The sequence below is a fragment of the Glutamicibacter sp. 363 genome, assembly GCF_052379505.1.
Lineage (GTDB): Bacteria > Actinomycetota > Actinomycetes > Actinomycetales > Micrococcaceae > Glutamicibacter.
In genome coordinates, this window is record NZ_JBQSYR010000007.1 from 123262 (window position 1) to 138165 (window position 14904).

14 protein-coding genes, 1 tRNA gene and 1 pseudogene are annotated in these 14904 nt (G+C 57.8%); 8 read left to right on the forward strand and 8 right to left on the reverse strand.

The annotated features are described in order from the left end of the window. The first annotated feature begins 107 nt into the window (after nt 1–107). Complete coding sequence (locus ACT3UA_RS06075; RefSeq protein WP_096287603.1) at nt 108–425, forward strand: hypothetical protein; 318 nt, start codon at nt 108–110, stop codon at nt 423–425. A gap of 286 nt (nt 426–711) precedes the next feature. Here ACT3UA_RS06075 and ACT3UA_RS06080 read toward each other — a convergent pair whose 3' ends face one another. From ACT3UA_RS06080 to ACT3UA_RS06110, 7 genes and pseudogenes are all read right to left on the reverse strand, one after another. After that, entirely contained in the window at nt 712–1548 is an 837-nt protein-coding gene (locus tag ACT3UA_RS06080) for a serine hydrolase domain-containing protein (protein ID WP_096287601.1), read from the reverse strand. Between the two features lie 124 nt (nt 1549–1672). Then, nucleotides 1673–2368 carry an Abi family protein gene (locus tag ACT3UA_RS06085; RefSeq protein ID WP_217990399.1) on the reverse strand — a complete coding sequence of 232 codons (696 nt, stop codon included), beginning with the start codon at nt 2366–2368 and terminating at the stop codon, nt 1673–1675. Nucleotides 2369–2888: 520 nt separating this feature from the next. Further along, nucleotides 2889–3377: a GNAT family N-acetyltransferase gene (locus ACT3UA_RS06090; protein ID WP_181150543.1), complete on the reverse strand. Its 489-nt coding sequence runs from the start codon at nt 3375–3377 to the stop codon at nt 2889–2891. Nucleotides 3378–3882: 505 nt separating this feature from the next. Then, a complete protein-coding gene (locus tag ACT3UA_RS06095) occupies nt 3883–4326 on the reverse strand; it encodes a hypothetical protein (protein WP_141393567.1) in 444 nt (147 codons plus the stop codon). A 209-nt stretch (nt 4327–4535) separates the two neighbouring features. Continuing rightward, on the reverse strand, nt 4536–5270 hold the full coding sequence (locus ACT3UA_RS06100; protein ID WP_096287595.1) for a DNA-binding protein: 735 nt from the start codon (nt 5268–5270) through the stop codon (nt 4536–4538). A 241-nt stretch (nt 5271–5511) separates the two neighbouring features. Beyond that, nucleotides 5512–6257 (reverse strand): annotated as a pseudogene (locus ACT3UA_RS06105) (formylglycine-generating enzyme family protein). Nucleotides 6258–6509: 252 nt separating this feature from the next. Beyond that, nucleotides 6510–8297 (reverse strand): ABC-F family ATP-binding cassette domain-containing protein, encoded by a 1788-nt coding sequence (locus ACT3UA_RS06110; RefSeq protein ID WP_096287593.1) that lies wholly within the window; start codon nt 8295–8297, stop codon nt 6510–6512. A 188-nt stretch (nt 8298–8485) separates the two neighbouring features. Here ACT3UA_RS06110 and ACT3UA_RS06115 point away from each other — a divergent pair. The 3 genes from ACT3UA_RS06115 (at nt 8486) to ACT3UA_RS06125 (ending at nt 11198) form a co-directional block, all read left to right on the forward strand. After that, nucleotides 8486–8560 (forward strand) — tRNA-Gln (locus tag ACT3UA_RS06115). 135 nt (nt 8561–8695) lie between these two features. Beyond that, nucleotides 8696–10147, forward strand: a complete 1452-nt coding sequence (gene glmU, locus ACT3UA_RS06120) for a bifunctional UDP-N-acetylglucosamine diphosphorylase/glucosamine-1-phosphate N-acetyltransferase GlmU (RefSeq protein ID WP_096287591.1) — start codon at nt 8696–8698, stop codon at nt 10145–10147. Between the two features lie 70 nt (nt 10148–10217). Next, nucleotides 10218–11198 (forward strand): ribose-phosphate diphosphokinase, encoded by a 981-nt coding sequence (locus tag ACT3UA_RS06125; RefSeq protein WP_096287589.1) that lies wholly within the window; start codon nt 10218–10220, stop codon nt 11196–11198. A gap of 83 nt (nt 11199–11281) precedes the next feature. On the opposite strand, the gene ACT3UA_RS06130 is transcribed toward ACT3UA_RS06125, so the two are convergent. After that, nucleotides 11282–11725, reverse strand: a complete 444-nt coding sequence (locus ACT3UA_RS06130; RefSeq protein WP_096287587.1) for a DUF1801 domain-containing protein — start codon at nt 11723–11725, stop codon at nt 11282–11284. A gap of 302 nt (nt 11726–12027) precedes the next feature. Here ACT3UA_RS06130 and ACT3UA_RS06135 point away from each other — a divergent pair, with 302 nt between their 5' ends. The 4 genes from ACT3UA_RS06135 to sufU all read left to right on the forward strand — a co-directional run bounded on the left by ACT3UA_RS06135 (nt 12028) and on the right by sufU (nt 14892). Next, nucleotides 12028–12312: a 50S ribosomal protein L25 gene (locus ACT3UA_RS06135; protein WP_096287585.1), complete on the forward strand. Its 285-nt coding sequence runs from the start codon at nt 12028–12030 to the stop codon at nt 12310–12312. 45 nt (nt 12313–12357) lie between these two features. Beyond that, the gene (gene pth, locus ACT3UA_RS06140) at nt 12358–12939 is read left to right on the forward strand and encodes an aminoacyl-tRNA hydrolase (RefSeq protein ID WP_096287583.1); all 582 of its coding nucleotides are present in this window, start codon (nt 12358–12360) and stop codon (nt 12937–12939) included. A gap of 198 nt (nt 12940–13137) precedes the next feature. Beyond that, complete coding sequence (locus ACT3UA_RS06145) at nt 13138–14439, forward strand: SufS family cysteine desulfurase (RefSeq protein WP_096287581.1); 1302 nt, start codon at nt 13138–13140, stop codon at nt 14437–14439. Continuing rightward, entirely contained in the window at nt 14440–14892 is a 453-nt protein-coding gene (gene sufU / locus ACT3UA_RS06150) for a Fe-S cluster assembly sulfur transfer protein SufU (RefSeq protein WP_096287579.1), read from the forward strand. Nucleotides 14893–14904 lie beyond the last annotated feature (12 nt).

Here is a 14904-nt window from a genome sequence, read left to right on the forward strand (position 1 = left end):
CGGAGAACCCCCGGTGCGCCAAAGCGGGAATAATAGGGATTGGACTCGAAGTTGCTCATCCGGCGGCTCTGGGAATCCGTTCGGAACGGCTGTAATTAGGAGTGCGAATGCCAAGAGATTTCAATAAGCTACTCGGGGTTCTTGGCGGTTTGACGCTGCTGGGCCTTAATGTCGCAGTCGTAGCATTTTTCTTTCTCTGGCAGATTGCGGACAGCGCCGCCGTCAATCGAATGGAGGCGGCCGCTGGAGTCGATCCCGCCCAGATGCTACCCAATGCGAATCCGTTATGGATTGCAGCTCATGCTTCACTGCTCATGGTGCTGGCCGCTGATGTACTGGCCGTGGTGTTCGCCGTGATGCTGGTGAAAACACTCCACCGTACTCGCTCAGGCGTCGTTGCGGCTTCGGGCCAATCCGTCTTTTAGCGCTGATTTAGGTAGGGGGATTGCGCGAGTTGCCGCTGACAGCTTGGACCCAAAACTTGTAGACGAGCTCGGCGCTCGAACCGCGGAGTCGCTGTGCGGCAAACAGTGTCGGGACAACTAATCGCAGACCATGCCAATTCATTCATTTCGAATCGAGAACCAGCGAGGCGCACTTTTCCAAACGGAACAGTCGCACCGTTCCGGAAGGTGGGCGCTGGCCTGCCGCCAGATCTAAGGTGTGGCATGACCCTGATTGCGATAACTGATCGTTCCGATTGAGGAACCTTTACTGGGACACCGTGAGATCATCGTTGGTCACAGCGGCCACGCATCGACGAATCAAATCGTGATCTTCACCTTCCTGCGCGCTCGTATCTCCGCACCAGCGGGAACCATCGGAACTGACTGCAGCGAAGTGATTAAACCCTGGACCTTGCCCACCATGCCCAACAATTACTGGAGGTAGACCGCGCGTCATAAGTCCCAGCCCGTATCCAGCTTCCGGCGACATCGGATGATTCTGCGGAGCACCAACCAAATGGGTTTTCGACATTGTTTCAGGCACGGCCGACCCCAGCTCGTTTCGCATGATTAACGCAATTCCACGTGCAGCTTCATCGGGTGTGGCTGCGAAAGTTCCGGTGTACACCCATCCTGGGTGGTAGTTGCGCAGTTTCTCAGTGATCGCGGGATGATTGCATTGTTCCCAATCATCAAGGGAATCAAAAGGAGAGGCTTGAATACCAAGAGGGCTAAAGATCAAGTTGTCGAGCACGTTGTAAAAAGGCTTCTGGTGGAAATCTTCGAGAGCTAAGCGTAGAAGTAGGTACCCGATATTTGAATAGTTAAATCCGCCAGGGTTTTGCACCTCTGCACGCGCAATGATGTCCATTGCGTCCCAAGGTTCTGCGGCGTTCTCTACTGCAGCTCGATAGTCCGGCCAAACAAAATAATCATTGAGCCCGGAACGGTGTGAGAGCAAGTCTTCGAACGACAGAGATTTCAAATGCGCTGGTAGCCAGACCAGGCGATCACCGATGTGTAGTTGCGGATTAAACGTCAAGAGAACAGCGGCGGCGGTGTAGGATTTCGCGATGCTGTAGATAGGGACAGTGTGCTGCATATCTCCATCCTGCCATCAGTCTAGGACAAGAGGGATAAGTGCCCACCTGAATTGATTTCCTGAACGATCGATTTCGATGCGCACAAGAGGAACGTCTACCGGGACACTCCAATACACTAAACCCTTATGGGCGCGTCCCCAGAATCGTGGCGACGTCGCTGTTGGCTTGGAGATGCTCCAGCGCATCGGTAGACAGCAATCGCACCAGATAGACGATTCGGCGACGTTCACCCTCCGAGCCACGGAGAATGTTCTCATGGTGGGCCACTCGGTTCCGAAAGCGACGAAGCGAGGCAAGTGAGTCGTTGAGTCGGTTCCGGTCTGTCCCTGGAGGGAACGCCTTGTGGAGATGGGGAACCCAGATCGTTTTTTCATGCGCGTCAGCCAAGAGATAGGTCCAGAAGCCGAACATGATCTCAGCGACTGTCTTCCCTGGCAATGGCGGGGCATGTGGCTTTGTTGCTGCGCTTGTTCGGGCGCGCTCGACGTTGCTCCTGGGAATCTTGTTCACGTCATGCAACCGACCGGTCAGCTTGTTTCGTCGCATCACAATGGGGAATAGGGCAAGTAGCGTAGCTGGGTCGGTCCAATGCGTGTCACCTGGGAGTGTCGCTGCTGCAAGTTGGCGGTCGCACGCGTTCCGCAGGCCGACTTCGAGGTGGCTGAGGTCGTGGAGAAAAGCGGCACTGAGCTTGGCGTTCCAGTCATATAGGTCCAGGGCGCGTGTGCGAGAGCCTCCCGCGACTTCGAGGTAGGTGGAAAAGCGGTCCATGCTCAGCCAGTTCTCGATCCAAGTATCGTTGCCCGATGCCTTCGCCATATGTCACCTTTCAAGGTAAGGTTGATTTGCAAGCCCTTGATGACCGCTGTTTCATGTTACTCGGGCCATGAATTGGAAACTCCGGTATTTCGCCTTGGCGGACCCGGAGTTTTTCTTTTCCCGAATCTCCCCCGTTTGGGGAACGCTTTGCGGGACGGCTATACAGAATTCAAAGTTACCTGTTCAGAGTCAGCCGATTCGTTTTTGTGCCGTCGCGGTTCCTCGAACGCGAGAACGCCAGTATCCCAGAAATATTGCTACTGCTCCGACTAAGAATAGAAGTACGTTGATGACGGTAGAGGCAATGCGATCATCGCCGGTCACTGACCAGCTGCTAAGCGTGCCAACAATGGCCAAGAGCAGCAGGACCGTTCCAATAGCCTTCAATCTTCCAGGTTTCATGTTCTCAGCCTAGCGACCTTGGAACTAGGAAAGAACGAGCCTATATAGGCTGGAGGCAACGTCGGCTCAAGAACCACCTGCGGGACATCGGCGGTTGGGTTTAGGCCGTAGCGGCCAACTAACAAATTTCCTTTAGCATCCGTCGCTCAATCTGGCCCGATAATTGGTCATGCTTCACCTGTTCAGTACCGACAAATCCAGATCCCTCGTAAACGGCAAGAGCACGACTGTTGTCATCGATGACCCATAGTTCCAGAGCCGCGCGACCGATACTCTTGGCGTATTCTTCAACGGCGACTAGCAGGCTACTTGCCACGCCACTGCCCCACACCTCGGGGGTGGCTGCAAGGTAGAAGATCTCTAGGCTTTCTTCGTGAGGTGCAAAGAGCGCGAATCCCACGCAGGAGTCTTCGCGGTTGGCAACGAGGAGTTTAGCTCCCTCCAGCTGTAATCGCCGTTGGATTCCAAGGATTTTTTCTTCGCCGGTAAGCGGCTCTGGACGTTGGTCGCGCACGGCTGTGGCGCGGGCCCAAATCAATGCGGCCTCATTGATTCCGTCTGGCTCAAGACTCAGGACCAACTGCAACTCATCATCCAAGCAATTCACCAAAACATTCTTTCACAGCACCCAGTGCCCGGAGAAGGAACGCTTTATGGGACAGCGGGGCTTCACCTCGATTTGGCCATCCCGTGAAAAGCTATAGTGTAAGAAAACCGAAGACCGACCGGGGGTAACGACATGGAAAGTGCCGACGTCATTATGATCGGCGTAATCGTGACAATCGGATTGATTGGCGCGGGCTTCTTCACGAAGAAGAAAAGTCGAGACTAGTCAGTTCACTTGCACTTCCGTGGATGTATCTACCAGGCCTCAGCGGAGGGCCAGCTCCATTGCCGTGATTACGCTCAGGGGGCATCAGAAGAGCTTCGCCTGCACCGGTCAAGGTTCCGCTACGGGACAGAATCAAGCCAAACCCGTCTCGTAGCAGGAACCCTCTACGGACAGCTAAGATCTTCGACAGCTACTTGGAACAGGAATATCAGTCGAGTCCAGCCTGAGGCATTAATTCGATATCAGAATTCGTGAATCTACAGTTGGCTCGTGCGACAACTTACGAGAGAGCTTCGCGGGTTTTTTCGCGGGTCGGTATAGATAGAAAAACAAGAGTGGCTAGAGCCATGCCAAACAGCAATACTAAGGAAAAAATGTAGAAGAATCCTGTATTGCTAGCAACAAAGGTAACCATTGGATTCTGATTCCTCGAAACGTATTCACCATGCTGAGCCGGTATCGACGTCAGAGTCAAAATCGAAAAACGTACGAGACACGCTATCGCTGATGCTATGGCAAGATAAAACGGGACATTCTTCGGCACATGCGCGCTGAAAGCCTCAAGTTTCGCTATTCGCTGTGCCGAAAGGATGAAGAATAAGGAACCCAGCGACAGAAAAATGATTTGCCCTGCCCATGACTGTATTGCTAGCAAGGACAAGATCGCCATCCCTGTACCTGACCAAGAGAGTAATCGAATACCGGCTGCTGATTTCGCGTTCATTCTTCACACCCTACCCGCGCTCGAAGCGTATAGAGCTGGTTCCGGTTAGTGCCTTGTTCATGGTCTGACTCATTGCAAAATAATTCATCATTTCTATCGCAACGGTTAGGTGGCCGGCTAAATGGGATTTGGTGGACACACCCTCTAACCTTGTATCCAGCGCAGGTTCCGTAAGCCTAACCTTCACTGGGCACAATCTCCCACCCTTTTCATGGGGTTCGGTTCACTCGTGCTGAGACGAGCCCGCTGACCGGTTCGCGGTTGATGATTTCTGTGACATCGCTGATTTCCGTGATCCAGTCATGGACTTCGGGTGCCACAAGCTTGAAGAGGGCGTTCATATCGGCCAAGCGCTCCGTGACACTGGTTGAGGCACTGGCAACCGGTTCGAGGTGGGCCAGCCGATTTCTTAAACTTACTGCCGATTCGAGAAACCTGGAGACGTCCGCCCGGGCTGTGCCGCGTGGGAAACCCCGATGTAGATAGGGGGTCCAGAGCGTGCTTTCTCGGACTCTCGGCGTGATGAGGAATTGCCAGAAGCCAAATGAGAGCCTGGCAATGACCATACCGTGGGTGGCGGCCGCTCCGACGTCACGTTGGGCTTGGCGGAGTAGTTTCAGGCCGTCGTTGTTTAATTTTTGCTGTCGCATGCGGACCCTTTGCGTACCGTTTTGCAGTTGCAGCCAGCCGGGCGTTGGTTGTGCTGCCCAGTCGGGAAAAGTCGGTGCCAACTGACCGTCAAGGGCATTGCGAACTGCGACTTCCACATGGGCTAGATCGCGAAGGATTGCCGAAGAGAGTTCAGAGTTCCAGGAGTAGATTTCCATGGCCAGCGAGTGATCACCTGAGGCCAACGCCAGATACTTGTCGTAGCGGTGTTGCGATAGCCATGCGATGGCCTGCCTGGGAGTGGGAACATTGGCATGTGGTAATCCTTCAGGCATAAGTAGTAGACTACAGGAGCACTACGGGATCGGTCCTCTGTTCAATGGTTCGCCATTCGAATAGGCAGCGTGGTGCATAGAAGGTATTGAAGGGCCCACGATGGTGGGCCCTTTCTTTCGTTAAGCCTCTTGTTCCGGATCTGGAACCAAAGTCCCTTTCAGTGCGTTTGCGCGTCCGTAAGAGGAACCTCCTGTGGGACACCAGCCACAATGTATATGGGCTGTCCTGCATTGGTCAGTCTCAGTATCGCCGGGGCGTCCACCCGGATGGCAGCATGCCAGTTATCTTTCCCCGTTCAGAATCAACCTCGGCTGACCAGCCTTGCGCTGCCTGTTCATCATCGAAAGCACCCCGCGCAATGCGCAGGCCAACGTCTGGGTGGCTCATCCCAGGCGCACCACCGCGACGCGTCGAAGCCCGCACGCTCCACGACTTATCAGCAAAACCTCCCCCGCGGAAGACTCGGTAATCGTCGTAGCGAGCCGGATCGAGTAGATCCCAGCACCATTCCCAGACGTTTCCAAGGGTGTCGTGGAGTCCGAAGGCATTGGGTAGTTTTTGGCCAACTTCTTTCGGGTTCTCTAGCTTGTCATCCGCTGTCCACCCAATGGCATCGAGGGGGCCATAGTGTGGCCCCACTGTGCCAGCGCGGCACGCGTATTCCCATTCGGCTTCGGTGGGCAGGCGGTATCCGGAGGCGTTAGTCTGCCAACTCACTTCGCCTGCCTCGAAGATGTATGCAGGGCAAGCCCTTCATTCATTGACGCTGCATTGCAAAACTTGATGGCTTCCAACCAATTGATATCTACCAGAGGTGCTTGGGAGCCTGTTTCGATTTGACCCATCAATTGCGCGTACTGCGCCGTGGTGACGGAGATGGCCCCAATCTCGAAAGGTTCTAGATCGACGGTCCAGCGGCGTTTCCGTCGAGCGTCGTGCAATTCCACTTGTCCGGCCGATAACGGACGGAGGTCAAAGGTAGGCATTCCATAATGTTCCCATACCGTCCCATAAGCCGGTCCCTATACGGGACAGGAGCTCAGCTGACTTCTGCTGTTTTCAAAACTTCGAGTATCCAACGATTTCGCATTCCCGTATACCCCGCCCGAGAAAATGCCCGGTGAACGGGGGCTAAGCGGGACACATTTCTGGGCGTTTGCTCCATAAAAATGGTGGCGCAGAAACCGAAGTTTCTGCGCCACCATTTCGTCTATTCAGGAAGAACCCGAAGCAGTTGACTAGTCGACTAATTCAGACAGTTCCAGCCAACGTTCTTCTAAGACGTCAACTTGTTCTCGAAGTTCACGAATCTCGGCAGTGATCTTGCCCAGACCTTCGAAGTCGCTTTGATCATGTGCTGCCAACTTTTCGTTCAGCTTGCTGATCTTCTGGTCGAGCTGGCCGACCTTGCGCACGTTCGCGTTCAGTTCTTTCTGCGCGGCTCGACGGTCAACGCCCGAGCCGCCCGCAGTTTTGCCGCCCTTTGCGGAAGCGCTTGTGGGGTTGCCCGAGCCCTTGGAGCTTTCTGAACTGCGCAGCTCCAGGTATTCATCTACGCCACCTGGCACATGACGGAAGTTTCCATCGAGGATTGCGTACTGCTGATCGGTGACGCGTTCTAGCAAGTAGCGGTCGTGGGAAACGACAATCAAGGTACCTGGCCAAGAATCCAACAGGTCTTCGAGGGCGGCCAGCATGTCGGTATCAACATCGTTAGTCGGCTCATCGAGGATCAGCACATTTGGCTCATCCATCAGGATCATCAGCAACTGAAGCCGGCGGCGCTGGCCACCGGATAGTTCCCGGACCTTGGTGGACAGATGTGCCGAGGAGAAGCCCAAGCGCTCCAAAAGCTGCGCCGGGGTCAGATCCTTGCCGTCCACATTAAAGGTAGTGCGGTAGCGGGCCAAGATCTCTCGGACCCGATCCTCGCCGATCTTTTCCAATTCACGGAACTGCTGGTCCAGCACCGCGAGCTTAACCGTCTGGCCGCGCTTGATCGTGCCGCCGGTAGGCAACACGGTTCCGGCAATCAGGCCCAAGAGAGTGGACTTGCCTGCGCCGTTGGCACCGAGCAGGCCGGTGCGCTCACCCGGGGCGATGCGCCAGGTGAAAGGCTTCAGGATGCGCTTCTCACCGAAGCTGACCTCGGTGTCCAGCAGGTCCACCACGTCCTTGCCCAGACGCGTGGTTGCCATCTTCTTCAGTTCCAGGGGATTGCGAACCGGTGGAACGTCGGCGATCAGCTGGTTTGCCGCTTCGATGCGGAACTTCGGTTTGGCGGTTCGCGCCGGGGCACCTCGGCGGAGCCAAGCGAGTTCCTTTTTCATCATGTTCTGGCGCTTGCCTTCGGTCACAGCCGCAATGCGATCACGTTCTACGCGCTGCAGGATGTACGCGGCGTAGCCACCCTCGAAGGGTTCGACCAGGCGGTCATGGACTTCCCAGGTGTCGGTGCAGACCTCGTCCAGGAACCAGCGGTCGTGGGTTACGACCATGAGCCCGCCCGAGTTCTTCGCCCAGCGATTCTTCACGTGATTTGCCAGCCACGAAATGCCTTCGACGTCCAAATGGTTGGTTGGCTCGTCGAGGATGACCACGTCCCAGTCCTGGACCAGCAATGCGGCCAAGGCGACGCGTCGTCGCTGGCCGCCGGAGAGGGTGGAAATCTTCGCTTCCCAATCCAAGTCCGCCACCAGGCCGGAAACCACATCGCGAATGCGTGCCTCGCCGGCCCATTCGTGGTTTTCCATGTCGCCGACCAGCGCGTAGTGCACGGTGGCGTCGGAATCCAAGGTATCGCTCTGGTCGAGCACACCGACGCGCACTCCGCTGCGTCTAGTCACGCGGCCTGAGTGCGGCTCGATCTTGCCCGCGAGCATGCGTAGTAGCGAAGATTTGCCTTCGCCGTTGCGTCCCACGAGCCCGATGCGGTCACCTTCGGAAATGCCGATGGTGACCGAGTCGAATACGACGTGAGTGGGATATTCCAGATGTAGGGTTTCGCCCCCGAGTAAATGAGCCACACCTCTAGTTTACGAAGCAGGGCAAATCGAGTCGGATCCGCATCACCTGGAACCGGTGATTTTTTGCCGGAGAACAGCTGAAAGGCCAAAAATAACGTTTCATAGGTGTGTTGTGCGATTTCACTCAGGACATGGATCGTGGCAGAATAATTAGCGTGCTAAACGGGTAAAGCCCGCGCGGTGCGTTTTCCGCCCTGGTGTAATGGCAACACGCCAGCCTTTGGAGCTGTGCATTGTAGGTTCGAATCCTACGGGCGGAACCACTTTGCTCAAGCGCCCCTTGCGGGCGCTTTTCTTTTTGGCGCCAGTTAAGCCGATCTTCTTCCGCGCGATAGACTGTCACCGGGGTTTTACTTCAATGCCGGAAACCTCAAACTCGACTTCGCAGGAGAAAGCACTTGAGCGATCAGGTCAACGCACCAGTAGCCGTTATTGTCCTCGCCGCAGGCGCGGGAACTCGGATGAAATCGGCGAAGCCGAAGATCATGCATGAAATCGCAGGTCGTTCCATGATTTCCCACGCATTGCATGCAGCTTCTGCGTTGGAGCCCAAGAGCTTGGTCGCCGTGGTGCGTCACCAGCGTGACCTCGTGGCGGCACATATTCTGAGCCAGTTCCCGAACATCACCATTGCCGACCAGGACGAAGTTCCCGGCACTGGACGCGCCGTGCAGCAGGGCCTTGAAGCGGTGGATCCAGCCCTCGAAGGAACCGTCGTGGTGACCTACGGTGATGTGCCATTGCTCACCAGCAAGGTGCTCTCCGGATTGGTTGTCACCCACGAGGCCAGCGGCAATGCGGTCACCGTGCTGACCACCGAGCTGGATGATCCTTCGGGCTACGGACGCATCCTGCGCGATGAAAACGGGGATGTCTCCGGCATCCGCGAACAGAAAGACGCCAGCGAAGCCGAGCTTGCCGTCAAGGAAATCAACTCCGGCATCTATGCTTTCGACGCCGCCATGCTGCGTTCGGCGCTGACCGAGGTCACCACCGACAACGCGCAGGGCGAAATGTACCTGACCGACGTGCTCGCCATTGCTCGCTCGCGTGGCGGCCGCGTCGCTTCCTCGCAGATCGCCGACCGCTGGCAGATCGAGGGCGCGAACGACCGCGTCCAGGTCTCCAATCTGGCCCGCATCTACAACGAGCGCAAGGCCGAATTCTGGATGCGCCAGGGCGTGACCATCGTTGACCCGGCCACCACCTGGATCGACGCGACGGTCATCATCGGCCAGGATGTCACCCTGAAGCCGGGCACCCAGCTGCACGGGGAGACCATCATCGGCACCAACGCGGTAGTTGGCCCCGACACCACCTTGACCAACGTGGTGGTCGGCCAGAACGCCACCGTGAAGCGCACCGACGCTACCGACTCGCGCATCTCCGAGGGAGCCAGCGTGGGCCCATTCGCTTACCTGCGCCCGGGGACCGAGCTCGGCCCGGACGGCAAGATCGGCGCGTTCTACGAAACCAAGAACGTCACCATCGGCCGCGGCTCCAAGCTCTCGCACCTCGGCTACGCCGGGGATGCCGAAATCGGCGAATTCACCAATATCGGCTGCGGCAACATCACCGCCAACTACGATGGCGAGAAGAAGCACCGCACCAAGATCGGTTCGCATGTGCGCACCAGCTCGAACACCGTGTTCATCGCCCCGGTAGAACTCGGGGACGGCGCCTATACCGGCGCCGGCGCGATCGTCCGCAAAAACGTCCCGGCCGGTGCGCTTGCGCTGTCCGTGGCCCCGCAGCGCAACACCGAGGGCTGGACGCTGGAGAAGCGCCCCGGCACACCTTCGGCCGACGCCGCATTCAAGTCCTCATTGAATGGCTCGGATTCCGAGTAATTCATGCGAGGAAGTCATTTCCTCAGACCACCTCATACGTGATAGCGAAGCGAGCGAGAAAGCAAACCCCATGAGTGAAATCAGCCATAATGTCGATAAAAAGCTGGTCCTGGCCACCGGCCGGGCACACCCGGAACTGGCAGCGGAAGTCGCCAAGGAACTGGACACCGAACTGCTCCCGTTGAACGCCTACGACTTCGCTAACGGCGAGATCTACGTTCGGTCGGATGAGTCGGTCCGCGGCAAGGAAGTCTTCCTGCTGCAGTCCTACCCGGCCCCACTGAACAACTGGCTGATGGAACAGCTGATCATGATCGATTCGATGAAGCGCGCCTCGGCGCGGCGCATCACCGTGGTCGCACCGTTCTACCCGTACGCCCGCCAGGACAAGAAGGGCCGTGGCCGCGAGCCGATCTCGGCTCGTCTGGTCGCCGACCTGTTCAAGACCGCAGGCGCGGACCGGGTGATCTCATGCGATCTGCACACCGCGCAGATCCAGGGCTTCTTCGACGGCCCGGTGGACCACCTGTTTGCTTTCCCGCTGCTGGCCGACTACATCCGCACGAAGGTGGATGTGGAGCAGGTTACCGTGGTCTCCCCGGACACCGGCCGCGTGCGCGTTGCCGAGCAGTGGGCCGAACGCCTCGGCGGTGCCCCGCTGGCGTTCGTCCACAAGTCCCGCGATCTGACCATGCCTAACCAGGCCGAGTCAAAAACCGTGGTGGGCCAGGTTGAAGGCCGCACCGCGGTGCTGATCGACGACATGATCGACACCGGTGGAACCATCGCCGGAGCGGTGCGCGTGCTGAAGGAAGCCGGAGCCAAGGACGTTATCATCGCCGCGACCCACGCGGTGTTCTCCGAGCCTGCCGCGCAGCGTCTGGCCGAGTCCGGTGCCACCGAAGTGGTTGTCACCAACACCTTGCCGATCCCTGAAGAGAAGCGCTTCGAGAACCTCACCGTGCTTTCGATCGCACCGATGCTGGCTCGCGCCATCTCCGAGGTCTTCCACGAAGGTTCGGTGACGAACCTCTTCGACGGACGTGCCTAGCAGTCCTCGTTTCGCAAGCTTCTGGCCGGCACCTTCGGGTGCCGGCCAGAAGCCGTTAAAAGCTATTTACCAGCGCATGAAGCTCAGCCGTCGGAAGCCGGGCCCGGCTCGGCCTCGGTGCGCGCCAAGGTGTGAGAGGCTTCGAGCAGCTCACGAAGCACGCCCAGATCGATCTTGGATAGCCGTCCCAGATAGAGGCAGGCCTTGCTGGCCCGGTGCGGGCCGAGCGCCGCGAGCAGTTCGGGCCACTTCTCGGCGAAACCGCTTTGGAGATAGAGGGTGTGCTTTGCAGATCCCGGGGCAAAGGCCATGAGCGGTGCCCGTGCGCTGCGCCCGTTGGCGTGGAAGTATTCGTATTCACCGAACCCGATGATTTTCCCGGCCCAGACCACCGGTGTCTCTGCCGTGATTTCCTGATAGAGGCTCAGCAGCTCCTCGGCCTCGGCTCGACGTGCCCCGGGGGCACGGTCCAAGACTTCTGAAACCGGCATTTCGGACGGTGACATCGCTGGTTGTTTCGTAGCCACAAGTGCTCCTTGGTTTAGGCGGATTCTCACCGTTGATCTATTGGATTGTTGCCACGCTACCGGGGGAGCGGAACTAAGCCAAAAGGTATCATCTCTTGGTGATGTGGGATGGGCTACATGTTTTTTCTCCGGGGTCAGTAACTGGTAGAATTACTCATTGTGCCCAGGCGAGGGAAACATCTTTTTTGATGTAGCCGTTATCGACAAGGCCGGAAAAGCTCTTTCATCTCCAGATGATGGATGCTTCCCAGGTCCACGCAGGGCGTAAGAAGAAGCATTCATTTACTCTAAGGAGATTCATCATGGCATCTGTCAACCTTGACGCCGTAGTCCGTTCCGATTTCGGCAAGGGCGCAGCCCGTCAGGCCCGCCGCGACGGCATGATCCCAGCAGTCATCTACGGTGCAGGCTCCGAGCCACAGCACATCCTGCTGCCAATCCACGAGACCACCCTGGCCATCCGTGACCGCGGCGTTCAGCTGGTTCTGAACATCGAGGGCAAGGAAGTTACCACCTCGATCAAGGATGTTCAGGTCCACGCCATCAACCGCACCGTTGATCACATGGACCTGCTGATCGCTGCGTAATTGTAGTCTTCGGAACTGCAATACAGCTTTTAGTAGCTAAGACTCATGAGCAATGACACTTGGCTGGTAGCCGGGCTCGGGAATCCCGGGCCCGGCTACGCTGGCAATAGGCACAATATCGGGCACATGGTGCTCGACGAGTTGGCGCAACGATCCGGCTCGAAATTCAAAACCCATACCTCGCGCGCCCAGATTATCCAGGGCCGGCTAGGCATCGGCGGGCCCCGCATCGTCTTGGCCAAACCCCTGACCTACATGAACCTCTCCGGGGGGCCGGTCGCGAACCTCGCTAAGTTCTTTGGCATCGGGATCGAAAAATTGATCGTCGTCCACGACGAGATCGACATTCCCTTCGACACGGTCAAGCTCAAGCGCGGCGGGGGAGAAGGCGGCCACAACGGGCTGCGCGATATCTCCAAGGCCATGGGCTCCAAGGACTATCTTCGCGTGCGTGCCGGCGTGGGGCGTCCCGCCGGGCGCATGGATACCGCGGACTGGGTGCTGCAGGACTTCTCGAAAACCGAAAAGCAAGTTTTGCCGTTTCTCATCGACAATTCGGCGGACGCAGTCGAACTGTTGATGTCCTCCGGGTTGGAAGCGGCGCAGGAGAAGTTTCACACTTCCTGATCGTATTGCGATCAAAGCGGTCAGAATTTTTGCCACTGCGGCAGGGGTTCTGGCCGTTTTGCCTTTGCTGAGGGGTTGCTAACTAAGGACTTACTTAGATGTGTTCTGCGTTCTAGAGTGGAATAATTAGCTAATGTACCCTTTGCCTAATCAGCTTAAGCGATCTGGCAAACCACATCCATTACCTCGGAGGACCACGTGCAGACGGTTACCGGTCACCCAGAAACCACCGAAGCGCTCTCTCAAGCAGAGGTCGCACGGATCAAAGCAGACTTTGAAATCCTGGAGCACCAGGTCAACGGCACCGAGCTCATCTATTTGGACTCCGGAGCGACCAGCCAGAAGCCACGCTGCGTCTACGAAGCCGAGCAGCATTACTACGAGAACGCCAACTCGGCAGTGCACCGCGGTGCACATACCCTCGCCGTTGAAGCCACCGATATTTTCGAGCAGGCACGCGAGACCGTGGCCAAGTTCATCGGCGCGCGCAGCAACGAACTGGTGTGGACCTCGAATGCCACCGAAGCGTTGAACCTCATCTCCTACTCGCTTTCCAACGCCTCGCTCGGCCGTGGCGGCGAGGCTTCCGCACGCTTCCGGATCGGTGCCGGCGATGAGATCCTGGTGACCGAGATCGAGCACCACGCAAACCTGATCCCTTGGCAGGAATTGGCGTTCCGCACCGGCGCGACCTTGCGTTACGTGCCGGTCGACGAGCACGGGGCACTGCGCTATGAGTTGCTCGACGAGCTGATCAACGAGAAGACCAAATTGGTGGCCTTCACCCATGTGTCCAACGTCCTGGGCACCATCACGGACGTCGCGCGTTTTGTCACCGCCGCGCGGAAGGTCGGAGCACTGACGGTGCTGGACGGATGCCAGTCGGTCCCGCATATGCCCGTTGACGTGAAGGCCCTGGACGTGGACTTCATGGCCTTCTCCGGACATAAGATGCTCGGCCCAACAGGCATCGGCGGCCTCTACGGCCGTGCCGAGCTGCTGGACGCCATGCCGCCGTTCCTGACCGGCGGATCGATGATCACCGTGGTCGATATGGAACATGCCGAATTTCTTCCGTCGCCGCAGCGCTTCGAAGCCGGGACACAGCGCATCGCGCAGGTCCACGGGCTGGCTACCGCCGCCAGCTACTTGGACGAGATCGGCATGGATCGCATTGCCGCTTGGGAGGAACACCTCGGGGCCATGCTCTTTGAGGGACTGTCCAAGCTGGAAGGCGTGCGCGTTTTCGGTCCCTCCGGCATCAAGCGCATCGGCACCGTGCCTTTCGAGGTCATCGGGGTCCACCCGCATGATGTGGGCCAGTACCTGGACTCGCGAGGCATCGCCGTGCGTGTCGGGCACCATTGCGCCCAGCCGTTGCACCGTGCCCTCGGGGTATCTGCCACGACCCGTGCAAGCACCTACCTTTACAACACCGAGCAGGACGTTACCGCGCTGATCGAGGCCGTTGCCTCCGTGCGTGAATACTTTGGAGTTTAAATGAACGAGCTAGATCAGCTGTACCAACAGGTCATCCTCGACCATGCCAAGCGTCGCTTCGGCTCGCCCTTGGTCGACCCGGCAGACGGCGAACTGCATGGGGAATCGCACCAGCACAATCCCATCTGCGGGGATCAGATCCGTGTCCGCGTGGCCCTGGATGGCGATGCCCACTTCACCGCGATGAGCTGGGAGGGAGATGGCTGTTCCATCTCCATGGCCTCCGCCTCGGTGCTCAGCGAGATGCTCCCGGAGATGACCAAGGATGAATTCCTGGACAAGCTGGAAGTCTTCCGTGAAATGATGCGCTCGCGGGGCACCATGGTTCCGGACGAGGACGTGCTGGAAGACGCTGCGGCATTCGTTGGTGTCTCCAAGTTCCCGGCACGCGTTAAGTGCGCCATGCTCGCCTGGGTGGCAGCCGAAGCCGCCATGCTGGGTGCCAGCGCCTGAGCGGATCTCAGG

Bases quoted from the DNA above. Each gene is read 5' to 3' on its own strand.
- ACT3UA_RS06075 (WP_096287603.1), top strand. From the start codon at position 108: ATGCCAAGAGATTTCAATAAGCTACTCGGGGTTCTTGGCGGTTTGACG.
- ACT3UA_RS06080 (WP_096287601.1), bottom strand. From the start codon at position 1,548: ATGCAGCACACTGTCCCTATCTACAGCATCGCGAAATCCTACACCGCC.
- ACT3UA_RS06085 (WP_217990399.1), bottom strand. From the start codon at position 2,368: ATGGCGAAGGCATCGGGCAACGATACTTGGATCGAGAACTGGCTGAGC.
- ACT3UA_RS06095 (WP_141393567.1), bottom strand. From the start codon at position 4,326: ATGAACGCGAAATCAGCAGCCGGTATTCGATTACTCTCTTGGTCAGGT.
- ACT3UA_RS06100 (WP_096287595.1), bottom strand. From the start codon at position 5,270: ATGCCTGAAGGATTACCACATGCCAATGTTCCCACTCCCAGGCAGGCC.
- ACT3UA_RS06125 (WP_096287589.1), top strand. From the start codon at position 10,218: ATGAGTGAAATCAGCCATAATGTCGATAAAAAGCTGGTCCTGGCCACC.
- ACT3UA_RS06135 (WP_096287585.1), top strand. From the start codon at position 12,028: ATGGCATCTGTCAACCTTGACGCCGTAGTCCGTTCCGATTTCGGCAAG.
- pth (WP_096287583.1), top strand. From the start codon at position 12,358: ATGAGCAATGACACTTGGCTGGTAGCCGGGCTCGGGAATCCCGGGCCC.
- sufU (WP_096287579.1), top strand. From the start codon at position 14,440: ATGAACGAGCTAGATCAGCTGTACCAACAGGTCATCCTCGACCATGCC.